General features: G+C 67.9%; 22 protein-coding genes. 9 read left to right on the top strand and 13 right to left on the bottom strand.

The window, feature by feature from the left end; all coding sequences use genetic code 11:
- Positions 1–47: 47 nt before the first annotated feature.
- Complete coding sequence (gyrB, locus tag BKA15_RS17740; protein ID WP_179752922.1) at positions 48–2,135, bottom strand: DNA topoisomerase (ATP-hydrolyzing) subunit B; 2,088 nt, start codon at positions 2,133–2,135, stop codon at positions 48–50.
- Between the two features lie 347 nt (positions 2,136–2,482).
- Between gyrB and BKA15_RS17735 the strand changes: the two genes are divergently transcribed.
- The gene (locus BKA15_RS17735; protein WP_179752920.1) at positions 2,483–3,181 is read left to right on the top strand and encodes a hypothetical protein; all 699 of its coding nucleotides are present in this window, start codon (positions 2,483–2,485) and stop codon (positions 3,179–3,181) included.
- On the opposite strand, the gene BKA15_RS17730 is transcribed toward BKA15_RS17735, so the two are convergent.
- The 6 genes from BKA15_RS17730 to BKA15_RS17705 all read right to left on the bottom strand — a co-directional run bounded on the left by BKA15_RS17730 (position 3,182) and on the right by BKA15_RS17705 (position 12,277).
- Positions 3,182–3,892 carry a hypothetical protein gene (locus BKA15_RS17730; RefSeq protein WP_179752918.1) on the bottom strand — a complete coding sequence of 237 codons (711 nt, stop codon included), beginning with the start codon at positions 3,890–3,892 and terminating at the stop codon, positions 3,182–3,184.
- Positions 3,889–4,518 (bottom strand): hypothetical protein, encoded by a 630-nt coding sequence (locus tag BKA15_RS17725; protein ID WP_179752916.1) that lies wholly within the window; start codon positions 4,516–4,518, stop codon positions 3,889–3,891. Before BKA15_RS17725 ends, BKA15_RS17730 begins: the two co-directional genes overlap by 4 nt.
- Positions 4,515–5,876: a hypothetical protein gene (locus BKA15_RS17720; protein ID WP_179752914.1), complete on the bottom strand. Its 1,362-nt coding sequence runs from the start codon at positions 5,874–5,876 to the stop codon at positions 4,515–4,517. The genes BKA15_RS17725 and BKA15_RS17720 overlap by 4 nt, the downstream gene beginning before the upstream one ends.
- A 137-nt stretch (positions 5,877–6,013) precedes the next feature.
- Entirely contained in the window at positions 6,014–7,684 is a 1,671-nt protein-coding gene (locus BKA15_RS17715; protein ID WP_179752912.1) for a fucose isomerase, read from the bottom strand.
- A 33-nt stretch (positions 7,685–7,717) separates the two neighbouring features.
- Positions 7,718–10,219 carry a GH116 family glycosyl hydrolase gene (locus tag BKA15_RS17710; protein ID WP_179752910.1) on the bottom strand — a complete coding sequence of 834 codons (2,502 nt, stop codon included), beginning with the start codon at positions 10,217–10,219 and terminating at the stop codon, positions 7,718–7,720.
- Between the two features lie 1,068 nt (positions 10,220–11,287).
- A complete protein-coding gene (locus BKA15_RS17705; protein ID WP_179752908.1) occupies positions 11,288–12,277 on the bottom strand; it encodes a LacI family DNA-binding transcriptional regulator in 990 nt (329 codons plus the stop codon).
- A 204-nt stretch (positions 12,278–12,481) separates the two neighbouring features.
- Here BKA15_RS17705 and BKA15_RS17700 point away from each other — a divergent pair, with 204 nt between their 5' ends.
- Positions 12,482–13,579 carry a glycoside hydrolase family 172 protein gene (locus BKA15_RS17700; protein WP_179752906.1) on the top strand — a complete coding sequence of 366 codons (1,098 nt, stop codon included), beginning with the start codon at positions 12,482–12,484 and terminating at the stop codon, positions 13,577–13,579.
- An 81-nt stretch (positions 13,580–13,660) separates the two neighbouring features.
- Here the strand turns inward: BKA15_RS17700 and BKA15_RS17695 are convergent, their stop codons facing one another.
- The 3 genes from BKA15_RS17695 to recF are packed head-to-tail and all read right to left on the bottom strand — an operon-like array spanning position 13,661 to position 16,283.
- A complete protein-coding gene (locus BKA15_RS17695) occupies positions 13,661–14,539 on the bottom strand; it encodes a TerC family protein (RefSeq protein ID WP_179752904.1) in 879 nt (292 codons plus the stop codon).
- Between the two features lie 51 nt (positions 14,540–14,590).
- Positions 14,591–15,151, bottom strand: coding sequence for a DciA family protein (locus tag BKA15_RS17690; RefSeq protein ID WP_312879096.1), 561 nt, complete (start codon positions 15,149–15,151; stop codon positions 14,591–14,593).
- Positions 15,144–16,283 (bottom strand): DNA replication/repair protein RecF, encoded by a 1,140-nt coding sequence (gene recF / locus BKA15_RS17685; protein WP_179752902.1) that lies wholly within the window; start codon positions 16,281–16,283, stop codon positions 15,144–15,146. Before recF ends, BKA15_RS17690 begins: the two co-directional genes overlap by 8 nt.
- 49 nt (positions 16,284–16,332) lie before the next feature.
- Here recF and BKA15_RS17680 point away from each other — a divergent pair, with 49 nt between their 5' ends.
- Positions 16,333–16,812, top strand: a complete 480-nt coding sequence (locus BKA15_RS17680) for a GNAT family N-acetyltransferase (protein ID WP_179752900.1) — start codon at positions 16,333–16,335, stop codon at positions 16,810–16,812.
- A 276-nt stretch (positions 16,813–17,088) separates the two neighbouring features.
- On the opposite strand, the gene gnd is transcribed toward BKA15_RS17680, so the two are convergent.
- The 3 genes from gnd to dnaA form a co-directional block, all read right to left on the bottom strand.
- Positions 17,089–17,985: a phosphogluconate dehydrogenase (NAD(+)-dependent, decarboxylating) gene (gnd, locus tag BKA15_RS17675; RefSeq protein WP_179752898.1), complete on the bottom strand. Its 897-nt coding sequence runs from the start codon at positions 17,983–17,985 to the stop codon at positions 17,089–17,091.
- 31 nt (positions 17,986–18,016) lie between these two features.
- Complete coding sequence (gene dnaN, locus BKA15_RS17670; RefSeq protein ID WP_179752896.1) at positions 18,017–19,177, bottom strand: DNA polymerase III subunit beta; 1,161 nt, start codon at positions 19,175–19,177, stop codon at positions 18,017–18,019.
- A 558-nt stretch (positions 19,178–19,735) separates the two neighbouring features.
- Positions 19,736–21,298: a chromosomal replication initiator protein DnaA gene (gene dnaA / locus BKA15_RS17665; RefSeq protein WP_179752894.1), complete on the bottom strand. Its 1,563-nt coding sequence runs from the start codon at positions 21,296–21,298 to the stop codon at positions 19,736–19,738.
- Between the two features lie 517 nt (positions 21,299–21,815).
- On the opposite strand from dnaA, the gene rpmH reads away from it, so the two are divergent.
- The 6 genes from rpmH (at position 21,816) to rsmG (ending at position 25,031) form a co-directional block, all read left to right on the top strand.
- The gene (gene rpmH / locus BKA15_RS35630) at positions 21,816–21,953 is read left to right on the top strand and encodes a 50S ribosomal protein L34 (RefSeq protein ID WP_152365128.1); all 138 of its coding nucleotides are present in this window, start codon (positions 21,816–21,818) and stop codon (positions 21,951–21,953) included.
- Between the two features lie 15 nt (positions 21,954–21,968).
- Complete coding sequence (gene rnpA / locus BKA15_RS17655) at positions 21,969–22,337, top strand: ribonuclease P protein component (protein WP_179752892.1); 369 nt, start codon at positions 21,969–21,971, stop codon at positions 22,335–22,337.
- Positions 22,334–22,627, top strand: coding sequence for a membrane protein insertion efficiency factor YidD (gene yidD / locus BKA15_RS17650; RefSeq protein WP_179752890.1), 294 nt, complete (start codon positions 22,334–22,336; stop codon positions 22,625–22,627). The genes rnpA and yidD overlap by 4 nt, the downstream gene beginning before the upstream one ends.
- A gap of 45 nt (positions 22,628–22,672) precedes the next feature.
- Positions 22,673–23,692 (top strand): membrane protein insertase YidC, encoded by a 1,020-nt coding sequence (gene yidC / locus BKA15_RS17645; protein WP_179758535.1) that lies wholly within the window; start codon positions 22,673–22,675, stop codon positions 23,690–23,692.
- A gap of 107 nt (positions 23,693–23,799) precedes the next feature.
- Entirely contained in the window at positions 23,800–24,414 is a 615-nt protein-coding gene (locus tag BKA15_RS17640) for a Jag family protein (RefSeq protein WP_376766832.1), read from the top strand.
- Positions 24,411–25,031 carry a 16S rRNA (guanine(527)-N(7))-methyltransferase RsmG gene (gene rsmG / locus BKA15_RS17635; RefSeq protein ID WP_179752888.1) on the top strand — a complete coding sequence of 207 codons (621 nt, stop codon included), beginning with the start codon at positions 24,411–24,413 and terminating at the stop codon, positions 25,029–25,031. Before BKA15_RS17640 ends, rsmG begins: the two co-directional genes overlap by 4 nt.
- Positions 25,032–25,117: the final 86 nt, after the last annotated feature.

The raw sequence follows: 25,117 nt of genomic DNA, 5'->3' as shown, positions 1-25,117 counted from the left end.
TTCGTACGAACTCGGGGGGACAAGACCCTTCGAGAGGCTCAGGGCACTCAGATGTCGAGGAACCGGACGTCCTTGGCGTTGCGCTGGATGAACACCCGGCGCTGCTCGACGTCCTCACCCATCAAGATCGAGAACATCTCGTCGGCCCGGGCCGCGTCGTCCAGCGTGACCTGGAGCAGGATCCGGTTGTCCGGGTCCATCGTGGTCAGCCACAGGTCGCCGGCGTCCATCTCGCCCAGACCCTTGTACCGCTGGATCGGGTTGTTGTTCGGGGCCGGCAGCTTCTTGTTCTCCTCGACCCCCACCCGGAGCAGCGCGTCCCGCTCCGCGTCGGAGTAGGCCAGTTCGTGCGGCGCGTTGGTCCAGCGGATCCGGAACAGCGGCGGCTGGGCCAGATACACGTGGCCGGCCTCGATCAGCGGCTTCATGAACCGGAACATCAGCGTCAGCAGCAGGGTCCGGATGTGGGCGCCGTCGACGTCCGCGTCGGCCATCATGATGATCTTGTGGTAGCGCAGCTTGTCGATGTCGAAGTCCTCGTGCACGCCGGTGCCGAGCGCGGAGATGATCGCCTGGACCTCGTTGTTCTGCAGGATCTTGTCGATCCGGGCCTTCTCCACGTTCAAGATCTTTCCGCGGATCGGCAGGATCGCCTGGATCCGCGGATCGCGACCACCCTTGGCCGAGCCGCCCGCCGAGTCACCCTCGACGATGAAGACCTCGCACTCCTCCGGGTTGGTCGACTGGCAGTCGCTCAGCTTGCCGGGCAGGCCGCCGCCGCCGAGCAGGCCCTTGCGGTTGCGGGCCGCCTCGCGCGCCTTGCGGGCCGCGATCCGGGCGATCGCCGCCGCCTGGCCCTTGCGGATGATCATCTTGCCCTCGGCCGGGTTCTGCTCCATCCAGTCACCCAACGCGGAGTTCACCGCCTGCTGGACGAACGAACGCGCCTCGGTGTTGCCGAGCTTGGTCTTGGTCTGGCCCTCGAACTGCGGTTCCTCGAGCTTGATCGAGATGATCGCCGTGAGACCTTCGCGGATGTCGTCGCCGGACAGCTTGTCCTCCGGCTTCTTGATCATGCCCCAGTTCTCGCCCCACTTGTTCGCCGTGTACGTCAGCGCGGCCCGGAAGCCCTCCTCGTGGGTGCCTCCCTCGTGCGTGTTGATCGCGTTGGCGAACGTGTGCACCGACGGCTGGTACGAGGTGTTCCACTGCAGCGCGACCTCCAGCCCGAGGCCCTGCTCCGGCCGCTCCGCCTCCAGCGCGATCACCGAGCTGTGCACCGGCTCCTTGCTGCCGGTCAGGTAGCGGACGTAGTCGATCAGGCCATCGTCGTACTTGAACGACTCGGCGAACCGCTGGCCGTTCTCGTCCACGTGATCCGGCCGTTCGTCGGTGATGTTGATCTGCAGGCCCTTGTTGAGGAAGGCCATCTCGCGGAACCGGGTGGCCAGCGTGTCGAAGTTGTACGTCGTCGTCTCGAAGATGTCCTCGGAGGCCCAGAACCGGGTCGTGGTGCCGGTCTCCTCGGTCGCCTCGTGCCGCTCCAGCGGGCCGTCCGGCACGCCCAGCGTGAAGGACTGGGTCCACCGGTAGCCGTCCCGCTTCACCTCGACCTCGAACTTCTGCGACAGCGCGTTCACCACCGAGGCACCGACGCCGTGCAGGCCGCCGGACACCTTGTAACCGCCCTGGCCGAACTTGCCGCCGGCGTGCAGCACGGTGAGGATCAGCGTCACCGCCGGCATCTTCTCGGTCGGGTGCTCCTTGACCGGGATGCCGCGGGCGTCGTCGGAGACCTGGATGCCGCCGTCGGGCAGGATCCGGACGTCGATCTCGTTGCCGAAGCCGGCCATCGCCTCGTCGACCGAGTTGTCGACGATCTCGGTGACCAGGTGGTGCAGGCCGCGCTCACCGGTCGACCCGATGTACATGCCGGGACGCTTCCGGACCGCCTCGAGGCCTTCCAGCACGGTGATCGACTCGGAGTCGTACTCACCGGGGATGCCGAGCCCTGGGCTTGGTTCGAGATCGGAGACCGGGATCTGGACCTGGGAGAGATCCGGTGCTGCGCCGCTGGTCTGGTCGTTGCCGTCGTTCTGGTCGGGCGTCACGGTCTCGTGATCGGTCACGCGCATAGGCTCCTGTCACACAGGCGCCGTCCACGGGCGTGGGGCGCTCGGGCCCCGTGCGGACGGCGCGGTCAAACACTTCGGACCCACCGCGACGAAGCCGCAGCGGACCCGTAGAACTTGTCCTTGCCATCCTAGCGCTTTTCTGCCTGATTCCGCTTCTGCAGCGGCCGGGTCTCGACCTCAGACTGCCATTCACAGACTGTGGGAGGCGGATCTGCCCGATTGAGAGGTACGGGTGACAGTCCCCGTACACGCCCGATGCCTCCACGGCGTTCTGAGGCCGTTTCAGCGAATCGCGCCCGAGCCTGCCGCGGGCCCCGTCGCCACCGCCCACTACTACACTGCTGCGCGTGTCGGAGCAGCAATCCCCGCCCGGGATCCCAGGGCCGCCCGCCGTCCAGGCGCCGCGGCTGGACGAGACGCCGATCGCGTCGGAATGGGGCCCGCCCGAGGACGAACCCGACGAACAGCGCCGACTGCCCGGGCCGGTTCGCGCGCTGATCGTCGTCCTGGTCGTCGCGGTCCTGGTCGGCGGCGTCTGGGCGCTCGGCGGCTTCAAGGTGCGGACCGACACCGACGAGCGGGTGCAGCCGGGGCAGACCATCGAGACCGGTCCGTACGAGCTCGCGTTCAGCGAGGCCACTGCGCAGAAGCACATCGACGACGACGGCACGGCGACCTGGTACGTCACCGTGCTGGGCACCGCCCGGACGACCGGCGACGAGGCCCTCTCGCCGCGGAACACGATGTTCGTGGCGAAGGATCCGGAGACCGTCGAGCAACCGGATGCCGGCGACGCCGAGATCGGGACCGGCGACACCGGGACCCATCCGGCCAATCTCACGCCGGGACTGCCGCCGGTTCCGTACCGGGTGATGTTCATGTTCAGCGAGCACTACCGGCCGACCGACAAGATCCTGTTCGCCGTCTACCGGCTCGAGGAGGGCAACGCCCTCCTCCTCGACACCGGCGAGAAGAGCTGGAACAACACCCGGTACGTGTTCCGCTACGACCTCCCGCTCACCGTGCTGCCGGAGAAGAAGACCTGATCAACGCGGCAGCGGCGGCTGGACCACCTGATACGGCGCGCCGTAGTCGGTGTACTGGACGGCGATCCCGAAGATCTCGTCGGCGAACTGCTTCGGCACCGTGTAGATCTCGACGAACCGGTACGGAACGCCGACCTTGATGTCGTCGGACTGGCAGTTCACCGGGGCCTTGCTGTCCTTGAGGTGGTCGATGTAGACCGACGACCGCGGCTCCAACTGCCGGTTCCCCTGCACGGCGAGTTTGGCCTGGCAGTAGAAGTGCTCGCCCTCCTCGACCCGCAGGATCTCGATCTCCGCCGCGACGAACACGGTGCCGGCGTCGGCGAGGTACGGCTGCTCGGGGTAGTCCGGGTTGTCGAACCGCTCGGTGACGAACAGCCGGTGCACCCGGTACTGCGCCTTGTTGACCGTGGTCGCCGACGGCTGGCCCGGCGGCAGCTGGACGAATCGGTCGTGCATGTGGGTGTCGGCGTACCAGATCCAGATGAGCAGGTACATCAGTACGAGGCAGCCGACGGTGACGAGCATCAGCCAGGACCGTCCGCGCGCGGTCAGCGGGCGCCGGCCCGGCACCGCCTGTTCCGGCGCCGGCTGCGACCACGATGCGGGCTCGGGAGCCGGCCCGGCCTGTTGCGGTACGGGACCCTCCGGCCGGTGGTCGTGCAGGCGCCAGTCGCCCGGCTGCTGCGGCCCGTGGTCCGGCGTACTCACTGGAGGACCCTCGTGCTCGAGATCCGGCGCTCGGTCAGCTGTCCGCCCTTGGCGGCCTCGCGCCACTTGTCGGCGTTCTCGGCCGTGATGCCGAGATGAATCCGGACCCGGTCGTGATAGCCGGACAGGAAGCCCTGGCTCCAGATCTCCAGGGTCAGGTCGTCGATCTGGCTCGGGTCGACCTCGTAGAGGAAGTCCGTCGTCTCGCCGTAGCCGGGATCCGCGGCGACGTTGCTCAACGATTCGTACGTCTTGTAGACCCGGTCGCCGGAGAGCAGTCGGGAATGGCCCAGGATGGACTTCTTCTGGCCGGTCGGGTTGGCCAGGTCGACCTGGACCTGGACGAACATCCCGGTGGCCTTGGCCTCGATCGACTCGTCCTGGATCAGGATCTCGCCGACCCGGACCTCGCTCACGGTCAGCTCGGCCCCGTTGATCATGACCTTCTCGTCCAGCTTTCCGGGAATGACCCGGAACTCCTTCTCCGGGTCGCTGAGCCGGGTCCCGATCGTCGCCACGACGATGCAGGCGACGACGGCCACCACCGCGAGCAGCTTCGAGCGCTGCAGGCGTTGGTTCCGGAGCCGGATCCGCTCCGCGCTCGGGGATGGCGGGGCCGTCGTCATGCCGCCACCTGCACCAGGGCGGCGGCCGGCAGCCGGTCGGCCGGGTGCGCCCGGGCCCGGAACAGCTCCAGGCAGCGGCGGAACGCGACGGCGAGCAGGCAGATCCGGAGCGGCTCGAACGGGAGCGTGTAGATCAGGTCGAGGAGCGGGTCGAACGGCACCCAGAAGTCGATGTCGTGGCCGCCGACGACGCCCTTGACCAGGAGCCGCAGGTAGTTGTCGAGGATCTGGTGGATCGCGTAGACGATCACGTACGCGCCGAGGAAGATCACGCCCGCCCTCAGGATCAGCCGGACCGAGTTGATCGTCGGCAGGTACTTGTCGTCGATGTCGCCGAGCACGGCCTCCTTGAACTCGACCATGGCCCGCTGCACCGGCGCGGACGGCGGCTTGATGCCGCGGAACCGGCGGCGATCGCTGCGGTCGTCGAACGCCGTCGCGCCACGGAGTCGGTTGGCCAACGGCTTCCGGCTCCGCCACAGCTCGGCGACCGACATGACGTGGGTGCCGTACACCAGGGCGGCGACGGCGAGCCAGATGATCGGCTGGCTGACCACCTCCCAGAACGACGGCCAGACGTTGTCGAGATAGAACCGCACCACCTGATCGATCAGCTCGGGGACCCGGAACGGCAGTAGCGCCAGCACGTCCCGGATCGTGTCCCGCGCGGTCGCCAGCCAGCCGACGAACGCGCGGCTCATCACCCAGTTGATGATCGTCTGGATCAGCCGGACGCCGCCGAACACCACGACCAGCATGAAGAACGCCTCGAGCAGCGCGACGCCGATGCCGAGCACCCGCCAGCCGGTCTTGTCGTGCAGCAGGTCTACGCCGCGGCGGACCACGTACGTGCCGACGACGACGGCCAGCATCAGCAGCGGCTGGTCTCTGGCGATGTTGCCCAGGTGGTTGATCACCGTGTCGGTGCCGATCGCGCTGTTGCGGACCATCTGGTTAATCCACAGTTCGTTCGCGGCGTCGTTGAGCTGCCCGAACGCCGCGTAGATGCCCATGAACGGGAGCAGCGTGACCGCGAGCAGGTGGGTGATCGAGTTGTCCCGGTCGTCCTGCGCGTTGTCCTCCTCCGGGATCATCTCCCGGATGCCCAGCTCCCGGCCGACCAGCCGCAGCATCAGCACGATCGGGACCAGCTTGGTCAGGAAGCCGAACGAGAAGATCGCGATGGTCAGCCAGACGTTCTGGCCTTCGACGAACGCCGCGAACTTGAGCGAAACCTGGAAACCCAGCCAGCCGAGCAGGAAGATGACCGCCAACTGGGGAAACAGCCGCCACCAGACCTTGATCGTGTCCACGATCAGGATCCGGATGTCGGTCCAGAGCTGGCTGAGCGGGTTCATCGCCCACGCATCCTATTCGGGTCCGCGGTCACCCCGCACCACACGTCTTCCGGTGCCGGATCGGCCCGACGCGTCCCGAGCCTGTCGAGGGGACCCGCAGACCCTTCGACAGGCCCAGGCACACGCGGTGTGAGCCTTCAGCCGGTCTGGACCAGCGACCGGCCGACCTCCCCGAGATCTCCGCAGACGTGCACCGGCAGCCCGAGCCGGTCGAACAGGGCCGCCTTCGCGGCGAGGGCGCGATCGGCGGTGTCGGCGTCGGGGGCGTACGCGACCTGGGCGTGGTTCGCCTTATGCCGGGCCATGAACTGGTCCCGGCTGACCCCGTGCAGCACGACGTGCATGATCGGCCACTCCGGGTTGGTGGCAAGCTTCCGCCGCTCGGTCTCCTCGGCCGGCAACTCGACCACGGTGGCCCGGCCGAGATCGACCTGGAGCTTGCCCTCGGCGATGTAGACCCGGGACCAGACGATCTCGCCCGGCTTGGAGACGCCGTTGATCGTGCTGCCGCCGGCCGGGAAGAAGACTGGCTGCTGCCGCCAGCCCTCGGCCTTGTCATAGCCGCCCAGGTGGGAGGCCGGGACCGAGCCGGAGATCTCGTACACCCAGACGAACTGGCCGTCGTACTCCTCGCCCCAGCGGACGTCGTGCAACGTGTTCGCCGGGTCGAGGCCCATCGCCGTCCAGATCCGGTTGGTCACCAGGGTGTCCACCGCGACGCCCTCGTCGGCCTCGTTGAAGTGCGGGAACGCCTCGCCGTCGGCGATCACCCGGGAACCGTCGCGAGTGGTCACCGGCGGCCGGTCGACGTTGTTCAGCAGGCCTTCGACCAGGTCGCTGGCCGGGACCAGGTCCTTCAGGCCCTGCTGGTATTGGATGCCGATCGCGTCGCAGCCGAAGTCGTCGGCGATCCGCAGCGCGGCGACGTACATCTTGTACTGCCAGCGCAGCTGGGCCTCGGTCAGTTCGGTCTTCTCGTCGGTGCCGAGCTTGAACGTCATGCCCTTGCCGGTCAGCCAGGCACCGATCTGGTCGGCTTCGGCGTCGTCGACCTTGAGCATCTCGGCGTAGAGGGCGCTCTGCGACAGGCGCTCCTTGTAGATGCCGAGCTGGTTGAGCAGCTCGTCGTCGAAGATCGCGTTGTACATGCCCATGCAGCCCTCGTCGAAGACGCCGATGATCGCCTTCTCCGTCACCAGCTGCTCGGCCAGCGCCTCGCCGAGCGCCTTCTCCGGACCCTCGGCGAACCCGGTCACCGGATGGACGTGGCTGCTGTCGTGGGTGATCGTGCCGGACTTCACCCATTCCGCGATCGCTCCGGTGAAGTAGTCGTCGGTGAAGTCGACGCTCCAGATCGTGCTGTACGGCTTGTTCATCTTGGTCAGGCCGGCGTTGAGGCCGAGCAGGCCGACCAGCCCGGGCCAGTCGCCGGCGAAGTTCGCCACGGTGAGGATCGGGCCCTGGTGGGTGCGCAGGCCGGCCAGCACGTGATGGCTGTACTGCCAGACCGCCTCGGCGACGATCAACGGTGCGTCGAGCGGGATCTGCTTGAACACCTCCAGGCCCATCCGCTGGCTGCTGATGAAGCCGTGCCCGGTCACCGGGTCGACCGGGTTGGCCCGGATCACCGTCCAGCCGTGGCTCTGGAACGCCCTGGTCACCCCGGCCTCGAGCTCCTGCTGGATCGGCCAGCCGGCCGTGTTGGCCGATTCGCGAAGATCACCGCTGGCGATCAGATAGGCGGTGTTCGGCGCCGCCGCCGGTCGGTCCAGCGGCGCCGGGACCGCATAGCTGGTGTTCGCTGACATCGTTGATCTCCTTGTCGAATCTGCCGTTGATCTTCAGGCCGCGGTGAAGCGGGCCGTGCGACCGGCCGGAACCGGTCCTTGATCAGCGGGGGTGAAGCTCCGGTTGTTGATCACCAGCTCGGCCACATCGAGGCTGCCGTGGTCCACGGTCAGCTCGGCGCTGTCGCCGGTGATGGTGACCCGGCCCTGGGCGGTGCCGGTGGTGAAGAGGGTACGGAACGGCCGGCCATGATCACCGACGACCGGGGCGAACGCGAGCCGGCGGGTGCCGGCGTCCCAGTCGAAGCCGGTGCAGGCGATGATCAAGGCCCAGCTGGCCATCGAGCGGGCGTAGTGGTTGCCACACTCCGCCTCGTTCCACGGATTGCGGTTGCGGCCGGTGAACCGCTGCCGTACCGCACGGGTGATCGTCAGCCCCTCGTCGACGAAGCCTTCGAAGATCAGATGCGCGGCGACCTGATACTCGATGCCGGTCCATACCTCGTCGCTGTAGACGAACGGGAGTTTGGGCCGGCCGCCGTCGGGCCAGGAGCACAAGATCAAACCGGCCTCGTCGTTGAGCGCGTAGGTCCGCTGGACGCTGACGTGCTCGGACAGGTCGGACCGGAAGTTGTGGTCGTACACGGCCTTGATCGCCGACCGGACATGATCTTGATCGAGCAGGTGACCGAGACCGGCGATATGGGCTAGGAACTGGCCGAGCAGTTGATCGGAGAGGACGCCGACACCGAACTGGTAGCGGTAGGCGTCCACGTCGTCGAGCTTCTGGACGTAGAACTCGCCGTTGAAGAGCAGCTCGTCCATCGCCTTCGCACCGGTGCTTGCGGCATCGGCGTAGCGCTTGGCGCGATCTTGATCGCCGACCTGCTCGGCCATCGCGGCCGCCGCCCGGAGCGCCCCGTAGAACATCACGCTGCCGAGCGGATTCGGCCCGTGGAACTCGATGTCGTACGTGTTGTGCTGCACCGACTCCAAGATCAGGTCGCCGTCCGGATCCCAATAACCGAAGGCGAAATCGACGGCCTCGGCGACCTTGGGCCAGAGGTCGGCCAGGAATTGATCATCGCCGCTGAAGCGCCACTCGCGATACATCCGGAGCACGGTGCCGAGCTGGCCGTCGACCGCCGGGTGCTCGAAGTCCCACGGCTGTGTGCCGCCGAAGACGCGCTGGCTGCGGAAGTGCATCCGGCCCCCCTCGTCGGTCTCGGTGAGGAACTCGTTGCGGCGGGCGCTGCGCTCCAGGCTCGGGAACACGTACGCGAGCGTCTGGGCGTAGTTCCACACGTGGGTACAGGTGCCGAGGCAGCTGCCCTCGCGGTCGAAGCTGCCCTCCCAGGCCAGGAACTGGCCCTCCGGGGTGCCGTTGTCGATCATGAAGCAGGTGGTGCTGCGGGCCACCGACAGGCTGGCCGCGGCGGCGTCGATCACCTCGGCCGGCAGCGTCGAGTCGAACAGCGCGTCGGTGAAGCCGCGGGTGCTGGCCTCCAGCACCGGCAGGTGTTCGTGCACGTGCCCGGCCACCGCCCAGGCGTCCTTGAACCGGGTGGCGTAGTGGTTCAGCACCACCTGGTGGTACAGCTCACCGCGCTCGTCCCAGGCGCGGTGCCGGTTCGGCACGTGCCAGGAGAGGACGTACTCGAAGTCGCCGGTCTCGCCGGGCGCCAGCGTGCGGTGCAGGGCCAGGCTGCCGATCCGGGCGCCGCCGGTGGGCGGCTTGTCGTCGTAGCTCTGCCGGGTCTCGGCCTCGAGCCGGCCGTCGGCGGTGAGGTCGTTCCAGAACGCCTGGACGCCGTCGGACCAGTGCCCGACCAGCCACTGCGGCTTGACCGAGACGTCGTCGTGGAGCGTGGTCAGCGTCGCGGTGCCGTACCCGAACGCACCCGGATCGCCGGCCGCCGCGAAGCTGAGCCCGCGGATCCCGTCGCCCTCGCGATACTCCACGCTCGGTGCGGTGGCATAGGTGGGGAAGCCGTTGTGCCGCCAGCCGTCCATGCCGACCGGGCTGGCCAAGGACAGCGCGAGGGTGACCTGCTGGGCCCGGTCGGTCGGGTTGTGCACCCGATAGCGCAACACCGCCGTCGGCAGCCCGGACTCGGCGGGGTCGAGCGGTACCAGCGGCGTGAAGGCCTCGAGCGACGGCCGGACCGGAACCCGGTCGTCGGCGAAGTCGGTCGTCAGCAGGGGATAGCGGCCCAGCATCTCGGCCGACTGGAATCGCGGCAGCCCGGCCACCCGGCCCCAGCCGTACCCGTCCTCACCCTCGTGCGGGCCGGGGAACCGCGCCTCGAGCACCTTCGTCACCGCCTCGCCGTCGGCCCCGTCGGCGGGCCGGACGTCGATCGAGCAGAAGGTGAACGGCAGCAGATTCCCCTTGCCCGGACTGTTCTGCATCTCCCAGTCCCGGAACTCGCCGCGGGCTCCGATCGAGACGTTGCCGGTACCGATTCCGCCGAGCGGGAACGCCGCGACAGTGGCGTCGGGACCGAGGGGATGCGTGGATGCGAGATGAAGGTCAGCTGGCTGCTCAGTTGGCACGTCCCCAGCATCGTCGAAATCGATTTCAGTCGTCAAGGGTGCGGGTCGGAGGGGATCGCCCTTCGAGAGCCTTTCGAGAGGTTCTTGGTGCTGTGGCTCGGGGTGGGCTTGGGGGTGGGTGCGCGGACAACCATCCGGCCGCGATGGTCTGGGTGCCGCTGCCGCGGCACTGCGATGCGGCCTCCCGCCAGGCCCATCCACGTCCGCGCACCCACCCCCAAGCCCACCCCGGTTGCGGCGATCCCCCCCTTTGTTTGGACTCAGGACGAGCGCTGATCTGCTCTGTTCTCCTGCCAGACCGGAGCGCTCGGCTGGTGATGAAGGGTGGGGCGTGCGTGGTTAGCGCGAAGGTCGGCGGTCAGGCGTCGTGGTGGGGTCGATCTCGGCGGCGACTCCGTAGTTGCGGGCTCGGCTGTCGCTTTTCCTCCACGGTTGAGGTGTTTCCACGTCGCAATCGCGATTCTCGCGTCACCCGTGGAGGAATAACGACACCCCGCGAGCATGATCAACCACGCTGTCAGGATCACCGACCTAGTCGATGGGCCCAAGGCCTCCGATCGTTCGCCGGATGCCCGTCCACCGGCGAGTCCGAGCCACTGCCATCGCTGCCACGCCGGCGATCGCGGGGCCCAGCCACCCCACGACCTGATCAGCGCTCGGCCACCCGAAGTCCCGCGACCCGGCTCTGGTCCTTAAACCACTGGGCGTGCAAAGGAAGCGGAGGGCTGAGGGGGTGGGGTGCGCGGACGAGGATGGGCCTGGCCGGCACCGACAGGACGAGCTCCGCGCGCCTTCGCTGCTACGCCGTCAACCGCGGGACCCGCGACCCAGGACGTGATCAGCGCTCGGGCACCCGCAGTCGGCGCAACCAGGTCAGCGAACGGCTCTGGTCCGTTAGATCCCTGGGCGGCGGAGACAGGGGAGCGGGGGTTTGAGGGGGTGGGTGCGCGGACGTGGATGGGCCTGGCGGGAGGCCGCATCGCAGAACTGCGGCAGCGGCACCCAGACCATCGCGGCCGGATGGTTGTCCGCGCGCCCACCCCTTCAGACCCCCGCGGGTCCAAGCCTTCAACCCCCATGAACGATGGTCGCCGGCTCCACGCTATGAGACAGAACAACCTCGCGGGCGGGTTCGGTGTCCCCTCCGATCCGGTCCAGCAAAAGCTTCGCCGCCCGTACCCCCATCTCCCGAGCCGGCAACCGGACCAGAGTGATGGCCGTCGGCGTGAGAGTGGTGAAGGGGAGGTCGCCGATCACGGCTACGCCGAACTTGGGTGGGGTGAGGCCCCGTTCGGAGAGCACCTGCAGCGCCCCGACGCCCATCAGGTTGTTCGCGGCGACGACGGCGTCCGGCGGGGGGTCGAGCGCGAGCAGTTCGGCGATGGTGTCGCGGCCACCCTCGACCCGGAAGTTCGCGTGCCGCAGGTAGGCCTGGGGATCGTCGAACTGCCCGTGTTCGGTGACGACGGCGGCCCAGCCGGCGGCCCGTTCCCGGGCGGTGCCGACGTCCTCGGGGCCGGTGATGCAGGCGATCCGGGAGTAGCCGGCCTCGATCAGCGACCGGGCTGCGATCTCCCCGCTGTCCCGGTTGGCCATCACGACCGCGTCGACGTCGTAACTGATCGGGCGGTCAACGGCTACCACCGGCCGGCCACGGCCGACCATGCGCTCGATCTGCGGCTGCTCGGACACGGCGGCGATGATCACGCCGGCCATGTTCTCCAGGGCCGCGATGTCGACGTAGGTGGCCTCCTTGGCCGGGTCGTCGTCACTGTTGCAGAGGACCACCGAGTAGCCGGCGGCCTGGGCGACATCCTCGACGCCGCGGGCGAGCGAGGTGAAGTACGGGTTCTCGATGTCGGGGATGATCAGGGCGATCACCTCCGACGCCTGCCGGCGGAGGGCCCGGGCGGTCCGGTTCGGCACGAAGTTGAGCTCTTCGGCGGCCTGGCGGACCAGCCTGGCCTTCTCCTCCGAGACCGGGGTCCCGTTGTAGACCCGGGACACGGTGGCCGGGGACACTCCGGCACGGGCGGCTACCTCGAAGATCGTCGCCATTTCTGACCTCCCGGTTTCGGACCACCCCGTTGGCATCGCGACGCCGGCCCGCTCCGCCGTCGCTTGTCTCGCAGTATCGCCGATGGGCGACGACAACGCCGCATTCCCATCGCCGGAGCCATCACCCTACCGGTTGCCGACGGGCGTTGAAATCGATTACACGCGCGTGTTTGAATTTGCGGACCCGACTACAAGGAGAAGTACGTGTCCCACTTCGGCTCGCTCGCCTCGCTGCGACAGGTTGAAACACGTTCGATCAGCCCCGAGAACTTCGACGGCTCCCGCGGTGGCGGCGGCCGGGCGACCGAGGGCACCGGCGCCCGTGCCGCGCGTGATCTCGGCCAGGGCTGGAAGGTGTCGCCGAGTGTGGCGATCAAGCCCGGCGAGACGTTCACCTTGGCCGACATCGACCAGGCCGGCAAGATCACCCACATCTGGATCACCACCCACCGTGACCACTGGCGGCAGTTGATCCTGCGGGCCTACTGGGACGGTGCCGCCGAGCCGGCCATCGAGGTCCCGTACGGCGACTTCTTCTGCAGTGGCTGGGGTGTCTTCGACCAGGTCAGCTCCGCCATGGTCGCCGCAAACCCGAACGGCGGCTTCAACTCGTACTGGCCGATGCCGTTCCGCGAATCCGCGCTGCTCACGCTGGAGAACACCACCGATGCCGAGCTGATCGTCTACTACCAGGTGACGTACGAGGTCGGCGGTGAGATCGAGAACACCGGCTACCTGCACGCCCAGTGGCGGCGCAGCAACCCGCTGCCGGACCGGACCACGCACGTCCTGGTCGACGGCGTCGAGGGCAGCGGTCACTACGTCGGCACCTACCTGGCCTGGGGTGTGAACTCGCCGGGCTGGTGGGGCGAGGGCGAGATCAAGTTCTTCCTCGACGATGACGAGGAGTTCCCGACCATCTGCGGCACCGGCACCGAGGACTACTTCGGCGGCGCCTGGAACTTCGACGTGCCCGGTCAGGGCTACACCGCCTTCAGCACCCCGTACCTCGGCATGCCGCAGGTGATCCGGCCGGACGGGCTGTACCGGAGCCAGCAGCGGTTCGGCATGTACCGCTGGCACGTGCCCGACCCGATCCACTTCGCGACCGGGCTGCGCAAGGTCGACATCCAGGCGCTCGGCTGGCACAGCGGCTGGCGCTACCTGCCGCTGCACGACGACATCGCCTCGACCGCCTGGTTCTACCTGGACCGGCCGTCGACGAACCGGCCGCCGGCTCCGACGTTCGACACCATGGAGATCAACGACGGCAGCGGTCATCCGCCGGCCGGCAACGCCTGAGCCTGAAGGATCCCTCGAGCCTGTCGAAGGGGACAATGATCATCAGGCCTTGCCCTTCGACAGGCTCGAGGAACTGTTGGATCAGGGGTACGAGCGGTCCTGGCTCTGGCTGCCGCTGACCGGCCGGTTGGACAGGCCGACCGAACCGTCGCTCTCTCCGTTCGCCGCCGCCAGCGCCTCTTGATCATCGGCGCGGGAGGCCGCATTGCGCAGGTGTACGGCATCGTCCGGCTGATCGAGCTTCCGACGCTGCCGGCCCCGGTACACCAGGTTGAGCGCCTCGACGCCGATCGCGAACGCCATCGGCACGTAGATCAACGCCTTGTCGACCTTGACGCCGAAGCCGTCGACGATCAGGAAGACGCCGATCATCACCAGGAACGACAGCGCCAGGATCTTCACCGACGGGTGCTTGTTGACGAAGCTGAAGATGAATCGGGACGAGAAGAGCATGATCCCGAACGACAGCACGACGGCGGCGATGATCACCAACAGGTTGTCGATCATGCCGACCGCGGTGATCACCGAGTCGAACGAGAAGACGATGTCGAGCAGCAGGATCTGCACGATCACGGCGCCGAAGTTCGCCCGAGCAGCCTTGGTGCCGTGGCCCGGCTCGGCGCCCTCCAGCTTCTCGTGGATCTCCTTCACCGCCTTGTAGATCAAGAACAGCCCGCCGAAGATCAGGATCAGGTCGCGGCCGGAGAAGCCCATCCCCAGAATCGTGAACAGGTCCGCCTTGAGGCTGATGATCCACGATGCTGCGAAGAGCAGCCCGATTCTGATGATCATGGCGAGGGACAGCCCGAGGTTGCGGGCCTTGGCCTGCTGCTCCTTCGGCAGCTTGCTGGCCAGGATCGAGATGAAGATCACGTTGTCCACGCCGAGCACGACTTCGAGGACGAAGAGGGTCAGGAACGCTACGAGCAGTTCGGGACTGAAGTCCAGCGAGAATTCCACCAGCGGAGGATAGCGGGGGCCGAGTCACCGCAGCTGTGCCGGGGCTGAGATTCAGCCGTAGGTGTCCCGAGGCCCGCGGCCGCGGACCGAGCGGCGACCGTGCTTCCAGGACGGCGCGTCCGGTCCGAGCACCCGGATCCGGGTCACCGTCCCGTCGCCCAACTGCTGGTTCAGGGTGGCGACGAGCTGCGGCGCCATCGACCGCAGGGACGTCGCCCACGCGGTGGAGTCGGCCCGGACGGTGAGCACCGTGTCGACATAGCTCTCCGGCTGGGTGTGCTGGGCGTTCGTCGGGCCGACCAGGGCCGGCCACTTCGACAGCAGCAGGTGGACGCTGACCTCCGTGGTCCAGCCACGACTGTCCACCAGCCGCTCGATCGCGCGGCCCAGCAGCTGGGGATCCCGGTCGTCCGGTCGGGCACCGGAGGACTGCGGCTCGGCGGGTTCCGGGCGCGGTTTGCCGGCGGATCGGCGGCGCATCCGCCGGGACTGGGCGCCGATCGACCGGGCGACGTTCCGGGCCAGGTTCAGCCCGGTCGGATCGTGGTCGTCGGCACCGGGTTCGGGAGCGTCCGCGCCGGACCGCGGCGGGTCCGGCTCGGTGTCAGTCACGGGTGACCTCGCCGCCCGCGACCGTGAACCGGCTGCCGGCCAGCTCGGCCGGGACGTCGGCACCGACCGCGGCCGTGACCAGCACCTGCTCGGCACCGATCACGCCGCGGGCCAGCCGTTCCCGGCGCATGGTGTCCAGTTCGGCGAAGACGTCGTCCAGCACCAGCACCGGCTGGATCCCGTCGTCCTGGAGCAACTGGAAGCTGCCGAGTTTGCAGGCCAGCGCGTACGACCACGACTCGCCGTGGCTGGCGTACCCCTTGGCCGGGAGCGAGCCCAGTGACAGCACGATGTCGTCGCGGTGCGGCCCGACCAGCGAGACACCGCGCTGCAGTTCGTCGGAGCGGCGGTCCCGGATCGCCGTCAGCAGTGCCTCGTTCAGGGCCTCGGCGTCGGTCGCCCCGGTGAGGTCGGCGGAGGCTTTGTATTCGGCGGTGGCGTCGTTGTTGGTCGGCGCGATGTCGGCGTAGCTCTTCGACACCTGCGGCATCAGATCGGTCAACGTGGACAGCCGGGCGGCCAGCAGCTCGGCGCCGTTGCGGGCCAGGTGCGAGTCCCACACCTCGAGCGTGGATTCGGCCTCCGGCCCGGGTTTGCGGCCGCCGCGAGCCCGGCCGGCCAACGATTTGAGCAGCGTGTTGCGCTGCCGGAGCACCCGGTCGTAGTCGGCCCGGATACCCGCCAGCCGGGGCCAGCGCGCCACCAGCAGTTCGTCCAGGAAGCGGCGCCGCTCGCTGGGATCGCCCTTGATGATCGCCAGGTCCTCGGGCGCGAACACGACGGTACGCAGCACGCCGGCGATCTCCCGGGGCCGCGACACGGGGGACTTGTTGAGCCGGGCCCGGTTCGCCTTGCCGGGCGTGATCTCCAGCTCGAGCAGCAGCCGGCGCTGATCCTCGATTCCTGCCCGCACCCCGGCCCGGACGATGGCGCGCTCGGCCCCGGCCCGGACCAGCGGGAGGTCGGTGGAGACCCGGTGCGAGGAGAGCGTGGACAGGTATTCGACCGCCTCGACCAGGTTGGTCTTGCCCTGGCCGTTGGCCCCGATGAACGTTGTCACGCCGTGGTCGAGGGCGATGTCGACCGCGGCGTAGGACCGGAAATCGGCCAGCTGCAGATGGTCGACGTACACGAGGCCCAGACTAACCGTGCGACCGGCGCGGACGTTCTACGCTGCCAGCGTGACTGAGATCCGCCTGGCCCGCCCCGACGACGCGGCCGCCGTCGCCCAGATCTGGTACGACGGCTGGCAGCAGGCCCACCGGGGCCGGGTGCCCGACGAGCTGGTCGAGGTCCGCACCCGGGAGTCCTTCGACACCCGCGCCGCCGCCCTCGTCGAGGAGACCAGCGTCGCCGATCGGGACGGCACGATCATCGGCTTCATCATGATCAACAACGACGAGGTCGAACAGGTGTACGTCGCCGAGGCCGGCCGCGGCACCGGCATCGCCGACACCCTGCTCGCCGAGGCCGAACGCCGCATCGCCGCCGGCGGCCACTCCCGGGCCTGGCTCGCCGTCGTCGCCGACAACACCCGGGCCCGCCGCTTCTACGAACGCAACGGCTGGACCGACGAGGGCCTTTTCGACCACCTGGCCCCCGGCCCGGACGGCCCGATCCCCGTCCCCTGCCACCGCTACGCGAAGCCACTCACCACGTGAAACAAACGCTGACGAAGCCTTCCCCTGTCCGATCATGATCAGCGCTCGCTCAGGCATGCCGCCCAGACCACACCGACGCTCGGCTCAAGACCGACTACCCCCACGAGCTCCGCCCGGGAGCCGTGGGCTGTGGGTCTGCGGGGTGTCAGGGCGCGGGCGTGGATGGGACTGGCCGTCGCGCGCATAAGGAATAGCGGCAGCGGCAGAGAATCACCGCGCGCGACTGGTTGTCCGCGCACTGACACCCCGCAGACCCACAGCCCACGGCGGGATGAATCAGATCTCGTCGATCTGCGCTGCTTCCTTCTGCACCGCATGCCCCCCGAACTGATTCCGCATCGCAGCAACCATCTTCATGGCCGGCGAATCCGGCTGCCGGGAGACGAACCGCGCGAACAGGGCAGCGGAGATCGCGGGCACCGGCACGGCCAGGTCGATCGCGGCGTCGACGGTCCAGCGGCCCTCGCCGGAATCCTCCGCATAGCCGCGGATCTCGGTGAGCTGCGGATCCTCCTGCAGCGCCCGGACCAGCAGGTCGAGCAGCCAGGACCGGATCACGGTCCCTTCCCGCCAGGAGTTGAAGGTGGCCGGCACGTCGGTCACCACGTCGGCGGTCTCCAGCAGTTCCCAGCCCTCGGCATAGGCCTGCATGATCGCGTACTCCATGCCGTTGTGGACCATTTTGGCGAAGTGCCCGGCACCGTGGGAACCGGCGTGCACGAAGCCGAACTCGCCCGGCGGCTTGAGCGCGTCGAAGATCGGCTGGACCACCGCGACGTCCTCGGCGTCGCCGCCGCACATCAGGGCGTAGCCGTTCTCCAGACCCCAGACGCCGCCGGAGACGCCGCAGTCGATGAACTTGATTCCCTTGCTGCCCAGGAATTCCGCCCGGCCGGCGTCACCGTCCCAACGGGTGTTGCCGCCGTCGATGATGATGTCGCCGGGCGCCAGCAGACCGGCCAGGTCCTTGATCACCGGCTCCAGCGCCTGCACCGGCACCATCACCCAGACCACCCGCGGGCCGTCGGTCAGCCGAGAGACCAGTTCGGCGAGATCCTTGACGTCGGAGATCTCCGGATTGGTGTCGTACCCGATCACTTCGTGGCCGGCCGCGCGGATTCGGGTGGCCATGTTGCCGCCCATCTTGCCCAGTCCAATGAGTCCCAGCTGCATGGAATTCCTCGCAGTCGAAAGCGGATGAGGGTCAGGCCGGCAGGCGCATCAGCATGATCACGTGCCGGTAGTCGGTCAGCGGCTCGCCGTCCAGTTCGGGCAGGCCGGTCAGCTGACACGGCTTGCTCGGGGCGGTGAAGGCGAGATTCACGTACGGAGTGTCGAAGACGCCGAGTGCGTCGAGCAGGTAGGTGGGGTTGAAGCCGGCGGCCGGCACCGCGATCTCGCCGCCGTCGAGCTGGTTCACCACGGCCTCGATCGCCTCGGAGGCCTGGGCCTGGTCGCCGGTCGCGGCCTCCAGGGTGATCGAGCTCTCGTTGATCAACATCCGCAGCGAGGTGTTCCGCTCGGCCACCAGCGCGACCCGGCGGGCGGCCGCGATCGCCTCGGCCGTGTTGACCCGTACGGTCAGCGCGGGCGCGAAGTTCATGATGTGCCGGACCTTGGGGAACTCGCCGTCCAGCAGGCGGGTCGTGGTCTGCCGGCGGCCCGCGGCACCGTCGCCCTCGAACCCGATGATCCCGTCGCCGGCTCCGGTGGAGGCCAGGCTCAGCGTCACCTTCTCGCCGGCGGTCATCGACTTCGCGGTGTCGGACAACACCTTGGCCGGGACCAGGGCGTTGGCCGAGGTCTGCGGCGACTGCGGGTCCCAGGTGATCTCCTTGAGCGCCATCCGGTAGCGGTCGGTCGCGAGCAGCGAGACCTGATCGCCCTCGATCTCGATCCGGATGCCGGTGAACACGGGCAGCAGTTCGTCCCGGCCGGCCGCGACGACGACCTGGGCGACCGCGTGGGCGAACCCGTCGGACGGCAGCGAGCCGGTGGACTCGGGCATCTCGGGGAGTGACGGGTACTCGTTGACGGGCAGCGCCTGCAGGGTGAACCGGGCACTGCCGCAGGTGAGTTCCATCTTGCTGTCGTCGGAGACGATGTCGACCGGCTTGGCCGGGAGGGACCGTGAGATGTCGGCCAGCAGTCGCCCGGAGATCAGCGCCTCGCCCTCGTCGGTCACAGTGGCGTTGACGTGGATCTGCGCGGACGTCTCGTAATCGAAGCTGGAGAACGTGACTCCGGTGGCGTCGGCCCGGACCAGCAGGCCGGCCAGGATCGGCACACTCGGCCTGGTGGGCAGGCTTCGAGCCGCCCACTGGACGGCCTCGGCCAGCACATCACGCTCGAGTCGGATCTTCACGGTTCCTCCTGTGCGGTGTGGCCCGGTCGCGGAGCTTGGTGGTCGGGAGCGTGACTTGTCGATTGCTGATGGGGGCGCGCTGCCGTACGCGATCCGGGCCGGCCGGGCGAATGCCCGACGATCATACCGACGATGGCTTCGGTGTGAAGCGGGCCAGGAGAGCCGGCCCGAGGTTGTGCACAAGCAGGTGGCCGGGTGACTTCGGCCTTTGAGGAGATGTTTGTCTTCTGGTCGTCGTCGTAGCGGTTGTGCAGACTGGGGACAACTACCTGTCGTACCTGGTCAGGCTGTGGTTCGACGCCGGGACAATCCTGTGGAATGACAAAAATTACACGGGGAGTATCTTGGGAAAGACTGTTGTTCCCACGGCTGTGTCCACCGGTCGTCCAGATACTTTCGGCCCGGTTCCACAGTTGTCCACAGTTCTTTCCCCAGCTGTGTGAGATTCCTCCGCGGCCGGATTGACCTGGGTACGTGATTTTTAACCTTCCGAATCCGGGCAGGCAGACGGGACGTGACGCCCTCGTCCCGTACGGAAGCGAGGGCGAGGATGCGGACTCAGCGCTGGGACTGGTTCTTGATCCGGTTGGTCAGCTCGGTGACCTGGTTGAAGATGCTGCGCCGCTCCGCCATCAGGTTGCGCACCTTGCGATCGGCGTGCATCACCGTCGTATGGTCACGGCCGCCGAACTGCTGCCCGATCTTCGGCAGCGACAGGTCGGTCAGCTCGCGGCACAGATACATCGCGATCTGACGCGCGGTGACCAGCGCGTGGGTACGGCTCTGGCCGCAGAGATCATCGATCGTCAGCCCGAAGTAGGCGGCGGTCTGGCCCATGATCGTGCCGCTGGTGATCTGCGCCTCGCCGCCCTCGGGGATCAGGTCCTTCAGCACCACCTCGGCCAGCGCCATGTCGACCTGCTGCCGGTTCAGGCTGGCGAACGCGGTCACCCGGATCAGGGCACCCTCGAGCTCGCGGATGTTGGTCTGGATCTTGCTCGCGATGAACTCCAGCACGTCCGAGCCGGCGGTGAGCCGTTCCTGGGCGGCCTTCTTGCGCAGGATGGCGATCCGGGTCTCCAGGTCGGGCGGCTGCACGTCGGTGATCAGGCCCCAGCCGAACCGGCTGCGCAGCCGCGGCTCCAGGTTCTCCAGCAGCTTCGGCGGCCGGTCGGACGTCATCACGATCTGCTTCTGCGCGTTGTGCAGGGTATTGAACGTGTGGAAGAACTCTTCCTGCGTCTGTTCCTTGCCCTCGAGGAACTGGATGTCGTCGATCAGCAGGACGTCGACGTCGCGATACCGGCGGCGGAACTCCGCACCCTTGTTCTGGCTGATCGCGTTGATGAAGTCGTTGGTGAGTTCCTCGGTCGAGACGTAGCGGACCCGGACCCGATCGAAGTAGTTGCGCACATAGTGACCGAGCGCGTGCAGCAGGTGGGTCTTGCCGAGCCCTGACTCTCCATAGATCGTCAGCGGGTTGTACGACTTACCGGGATTCTCGGCGACGGCGACGGCGGCCGCGTGGGCGAACCGGTTCGAGCCGCCGATGACGAAGGTCTCGAAGGAGTACTTCGGGTTCAGCCGGGAGTTGCTGTCGGGCCGGCGGCCTTCGCCGCTCGACCGGCCGTCGCCGTCGTAGGAATGCAGGCCGGCCAGCTGAGGCCGTTCGGGCGCGGGCTCCGGATAGGAGAAGGCACCGTCGCGTTGCGGCTGGTCGTCGTCGAGCCGGTCGCGGTCCAGGTGGTTGCGGTCCAGGTGGTCGCGGTCGAGCGGGTCGTGATCGCGCTGGGGACCGGCAGCCAGGTCGTCGTCGAGGCGGTCCGAGTCGGCGGGCTCCAGGTCGAGCGGCGGCGCGGTCTCCAAGGTGTCGTCCACCACGACGCCGAGCCGGATCGGGCGCTCGAAGCGGCGCCGCAGACTGGACTCGATCTCGTCCCGGAACCGGCTCTCCAACTGATCCCGGGTGAAGTTGTTCGGTACGGCGACGACGAACTGATCCTGCTGGAGGGCGAACGGGCGACTGGTGATCCACCAGGGGCGAAGCCGGGGTTCGGCCTCAGCGTGCACCTGCTGCCAGGCGAGGAGGCTCTCATCGGCGGAGCGGTCGGACTCGCTCATGTCAGCTCCGCTGCCGATGACTCACGCACGTCCAGCTCCCGGCTCGTTGAAGATCACTCCGCCATTATGTTGTGCCTGCGACCGTGGGGCCGGTCGGACTGCTGTTCAGACTAGTCGTGCTTCCACACACTTATCCACAAGCTGTGAACAAGACGAAGCAAAGCTTCGCCCAGTCCCGAGTCCAAGGGCGGTTCAATGAGCCGAATATGTGTCCGTCCGGGGGCGCAGCAGCCCAGTAGCAGTCGATCCCGCATCTCCTGCGATCCAGGACGGTAGCAATGGCCGTCATGCTTCTGCAACCCGCGCCGCTGCATTTGTTCATCTCGTCGGCGTGTCGGCTGGACGCTCGGCACTCTTTGTGGTGCGTGAGCTCGGTCTCGCTGGTTTGACCGGGAACGCTCGGGACCCGTACCGTTGGTCCGGTTGCCGGGACCCCGGCGCCCCGTTCGTTGTGCCCGTGCGTTCCACTCGTAGACCGCGGGACAGGTTTCAGCACTATAGATATGGGAGAAGTCCCGTGAGCAAGCGCACGTTCCAGCCAAGCCTCCGTCGTCGTAGCCGTACCCACGGGTTCCGGCTGCGGATGCGTACCCGTGCCGGCCGGTCCATCCTGGCGGCTCGGCGCCGCAAGGGGCGCGCACGACTCTCGGGCTGACCGGGGTGCGGTCAGATGTTGCCCGCCCGGCTGCGGATGCGTGCGTCCGCAGAGTTCCGGGCGACCATCTCGACCGGACGCAGGATTCGACGATCGACCTTGATGTTGTACGTGGCTGAGCCCAGCGACGCGGAGCATTCCTCCGCCGCCGGTCCGCGGATCGGCCTGATCGTCGGTCGTAACGTCGGCAACGCCGTACAACGGAATCGGGTGAAGCGCCGGCTTCGGCACGGTGTCGCGCGACTGCTCGAAGAGGAGCCAACGCAGGCACGGATCGTGATCCGCGCTTTCCCCTCTGCCGCGGCCGGATCGGACCGCGTGATCGAGGATCTTTCGTCGGCCTGGCATGCTGGGCTGAACGAGAAGAAGCGAATCCGGCCATGAAGTACGTGTTGATCGGCCTGTTGAAGGCGTACCGGCTGTTGATCAGCCCCCTGTACGGCGATGTCTGCCGCTACTGGCCGACCTGCTCGGCGTACGCGCTCCGGGCGGTCGAGGTGCACGGTGCGCTGCGCGGATCCTGGCTTGCGGCCCGGCGCCTGGTGCGCTGCCACCCCTGGGCCAGGGGTGGGTTCGATCCCGTACCGGGGACCCCTGAATTCGAGCGCGAGATGCGCGAACGGGCCGAGAAGGCCAGAACAATGGAGCTCCATGATCATGGTGCGTGCCGGTGATGAGGTGTTGTCGTGATTGACGGGTTGATCCCCCTGCTCGTACCGATGGAGACGGCCTGGTACCAGCCGATCGTCGACTTCGGCAGCACCCTGATGCAGCCGTTGTACTGGGCGGTTTCCGGGCTGTTGGTGCTGTTCCACTACCTGTGGTCCCCACTGCTCGGCGCGGACAACGGCTGGACCTGGGTGCTGTCGATCGTCTGCCTGACGGTGATCATCCGGGTGCTGTTGATCCCGCTGTTCGTCCGGCAGATCAAGTCGTCCCGGCAGATGCAGTTGATCCAGCCGAAGGTGCGTGAGCTGCAGAAGAAGTACGGCCACGACCGGCAGAAGCTCGGCGAAGAGACGATGAAGCTCTATCGCGAGGAGGGCGCCAACCCGATGGCGTCCTGCCTGCCGCTGCTGCTGCAGTCGCCCATCTTCTTCGCCCTGTTCCGGGTCCTCGACGGCGCGGCGCACGGAATCCCGCGCGGCCAGTGGCTGAAGGATCGCCGGCCGCTGCTGGATTCCCTGCAGAACGCGGAGATCTTCGGGGCGCGGATCTCGGACACCTTCATGGGTGTGGGGTTCGCCGGTGGAATCACCAGCATCCACATCGTCTGCGTGTTGTTGATCATCGCGATGACGGGCTCGATGTTCATCACGCAGCTGCAGCTGATGCGGAAGAACATGCCGCCCGAGGCGTTGACCGGTCAGTTCGCGCAGCAGCAGAAGATCATGCTGTACGTGTTTCCGATCGCGTTCGCGGTCGGTGGCATCAACTTCCCGGTCGGTGTGTTGATCTACTGGTTCACCTCGAACCTGTGGACGATGGCTCAGCAGTTCTACGTCATTCGCCGGAACCCGTCTCCGGGAACGCCCGCCTACGACGCGTGGGAGGCGCGGCGGCGTGCGAAGGGCAAGCCGGTCACGCCGGCTGACAAGGACAAAGCGTCGGCGCCGAACGGTGTCGCACGGCGGAACGGCAAGGGTGCCGAGCCGGCGACGGTTCCGGTGGAGCCGGACACGCCGAGGGTGGTTCGACAGCAACCACGCCGGCAGACCAGATCACAGCGCAAACGGTGAGCGCACAACCAGGAGGACCAGTGAACGACACCCAGCAGATCGACCAGGCGACGGTGGCGGATCCCGCGTCGGATGAACAGGTGCGCCCCGAGGTCGACGTACCCGAGGTGGCGGCGGACGAGGAAGCGGCGGCTCCGGTCGGCGAACTCGACGCCGACGCGGCCGAGGCCGTGGAGGCCGAGGACTTGGACGACGACTCCGACGACGACGCTGAGGATGACGACTCCGAGGACGACGACGATGACGACTCGGAGGACGCCGGTCCGACCAGCCGACTTGAGATCGAGGCGGAGGTTGCGGCGGACTACCTGGAGGAGTTGCTGGACATCGCCGACCTGGACGGCGACCTGGACACCTTCGTCGACGGCGATCGCGCGCACGTGTCGATCCTGACCGACACGGACGTGCTGGTCGGGTCGAACGGTGAGGTCCTCGACTCGCTGCAGGAGCTGGCCCGGCTGGCGGTGCTGACGGAGACCGGTGACCGGAGCCGGCTGATGCTGGACATCGCGGGCTACCGGGAGCGGCGCCGCAAGGAGCTGACGGACCTGGCCAGCGATGCGGTGACCGAGGTCAAGGAGAGCTCGGAGCGGGTCGCCCTCGCGGCGATGAACGCGTTCGAGCGGAAGATCGTGCACGACGTGGTCGCGGCCGCGGGCCTGGTCAGCGAGTCGGAGGGCGAGGAGCCGAACCGGCGCGTCGTGGTCCTGCCGAGCACGTGACCGACCGCTCGACGCTGGAACAGATCTTCGGGGAGAACACTAAAACCATAGAGCGATATGTCGACATATTGATTGATCGAGGTATCGCTTGGGGTCTGCTGGGGCCGCGGGAGGCGGAAGCCGTCTGGCCGCGGCACATCCTCAACTCGGCGGCGGTCCGGGAGCTGGTGCCGGAGGGTACGACCGTGGTGGACGTCGGCAGCGGGGCCGGACTGCCCGGCATTCCGCTCGCGCTGAGCCGATCCGACCTCGAGGTGGTGCTGCTCGAGCCGTTGCTGCGCCGGGTCACCTTTCTGCAGGGTGTGATCGACGAGCTCGGCCTGGCGCCGCGGGTCACCGTGTGCCGCGGCCGCGCGGAGGAGCACGGGGTGCGGTACGGGGCGGTCCTGTCCCGGGCCGTGGCACCCCTCGCCCGGCTGATCGGCTGGTGCGCCCCGCTGCGTAGCGACGACGGGCAGCTGCTCGCGATGAAGGGCAGCTCGGCCGACCGCGAGATCACCGAGGCCCGCCCCGTGCTCGCCGAGCACGATCTCACGGCCCAGGTGATCACCGTCGGTGGCGACGCCGCCGGAGCCACCGCCACCGTGGTCCGCATGGTGCCGCGACAGATGCGTTGATGATCTTTCCCGTTGCGTGATTCTCCCTTCTGTACAAGGGATTGCTCATGATCAACTTGCGGCCGCCGCGGCGAGAGTTGTTGATC

Source organism: Microlunatus parietis (assembly GCF_013407955.1).
Classification (GTDB): Bacteria; Actinomycetota; Actinomycetes; order Propionibacteriales; family Propionibacteriaceae; genus Microlunatus; species Microlunatus parietis.
Note: the sequence above shows the minus strand (reverse complement) of the source record. Positions and strands in the feature narration are given on the sequence as shown.

What these genes read in the sequence shown, in the direction of transcription:
- gyrB (WP_179752922.1), bottom strand. Translation starts at nt 2,135, where the DNA reads ATGCGCGTGACCGATCACGAGACCGTGACGCCCGACCAGAACGACGGC.
- BKA15_RS17725 (WP_179752916.1), bottom strand. Translation starts at nt 4,518, where the DNA reads ATGACGACGGCCCCGCCATCCCCGAGCGCGGAGCGGATCCGGCTCCGG.
- BKA15_RS17720 (WP_179752914.1), bottom strand. Translation starts at nt 5,876, where the DNA reads ATGAACCCGCTCAGCCAGCTCTGGACCGACATCCGGATCCTGATCGTG.
- BKA15_RS17715 (WP_179752912.1), bottom strand. Translation starts at nt 7,684, where the DNA reads ATGTCAGCGAACACCAGCTATGCGGTCCCGGCGCCGCTGGACCGACCG.
- BKA15_RS17705 (WP_179752908.1), bottom strand. Translation starts at nt 12,277, where the DNA reads ATGGCGACGATCTTCGAGGTAGCCGCCCGTGCCGGAGTGTCCCCGGCC.
- gnd (WP_179752898.1), bottom strand. Translation starts at nt 17,985, where the DNA reads ATGCAGCTGGGACTCATTGGACTGGGCAAGATGGGCGGCAACATGGCC.
- dnaA (WP_179752894.1), bottom strand. Translation starts at nt 21,298, where the DNA reads ATGAGCGAGTCCGACCGCTCCGCCGATGAGAGCCTCCTCGCCTGGCAG.
- rnpA (WP_179752892.1), top strand. Translation starts at nt 21,969, where the DNA reads ATGTTGCCCGCCCGGCTGCGGATGCGTGCGTCCGCAGAGTTCCGGGCG.
- yidD (WP_179752890.1), top strand. Translation starts at nt 22,334, where the DNA reads ATGAAGTACGTGTTGATCGGCCTGTTGAAGGCGTACCGGCTGTTGATC.
- yidC (WP_179758535.1), top strand. Translation starts at nt 22,673, where the DNA reads ATGGAGACGGCCTGGTACCAGCCGATCGTCGACTTCGGCAGCACCCTG.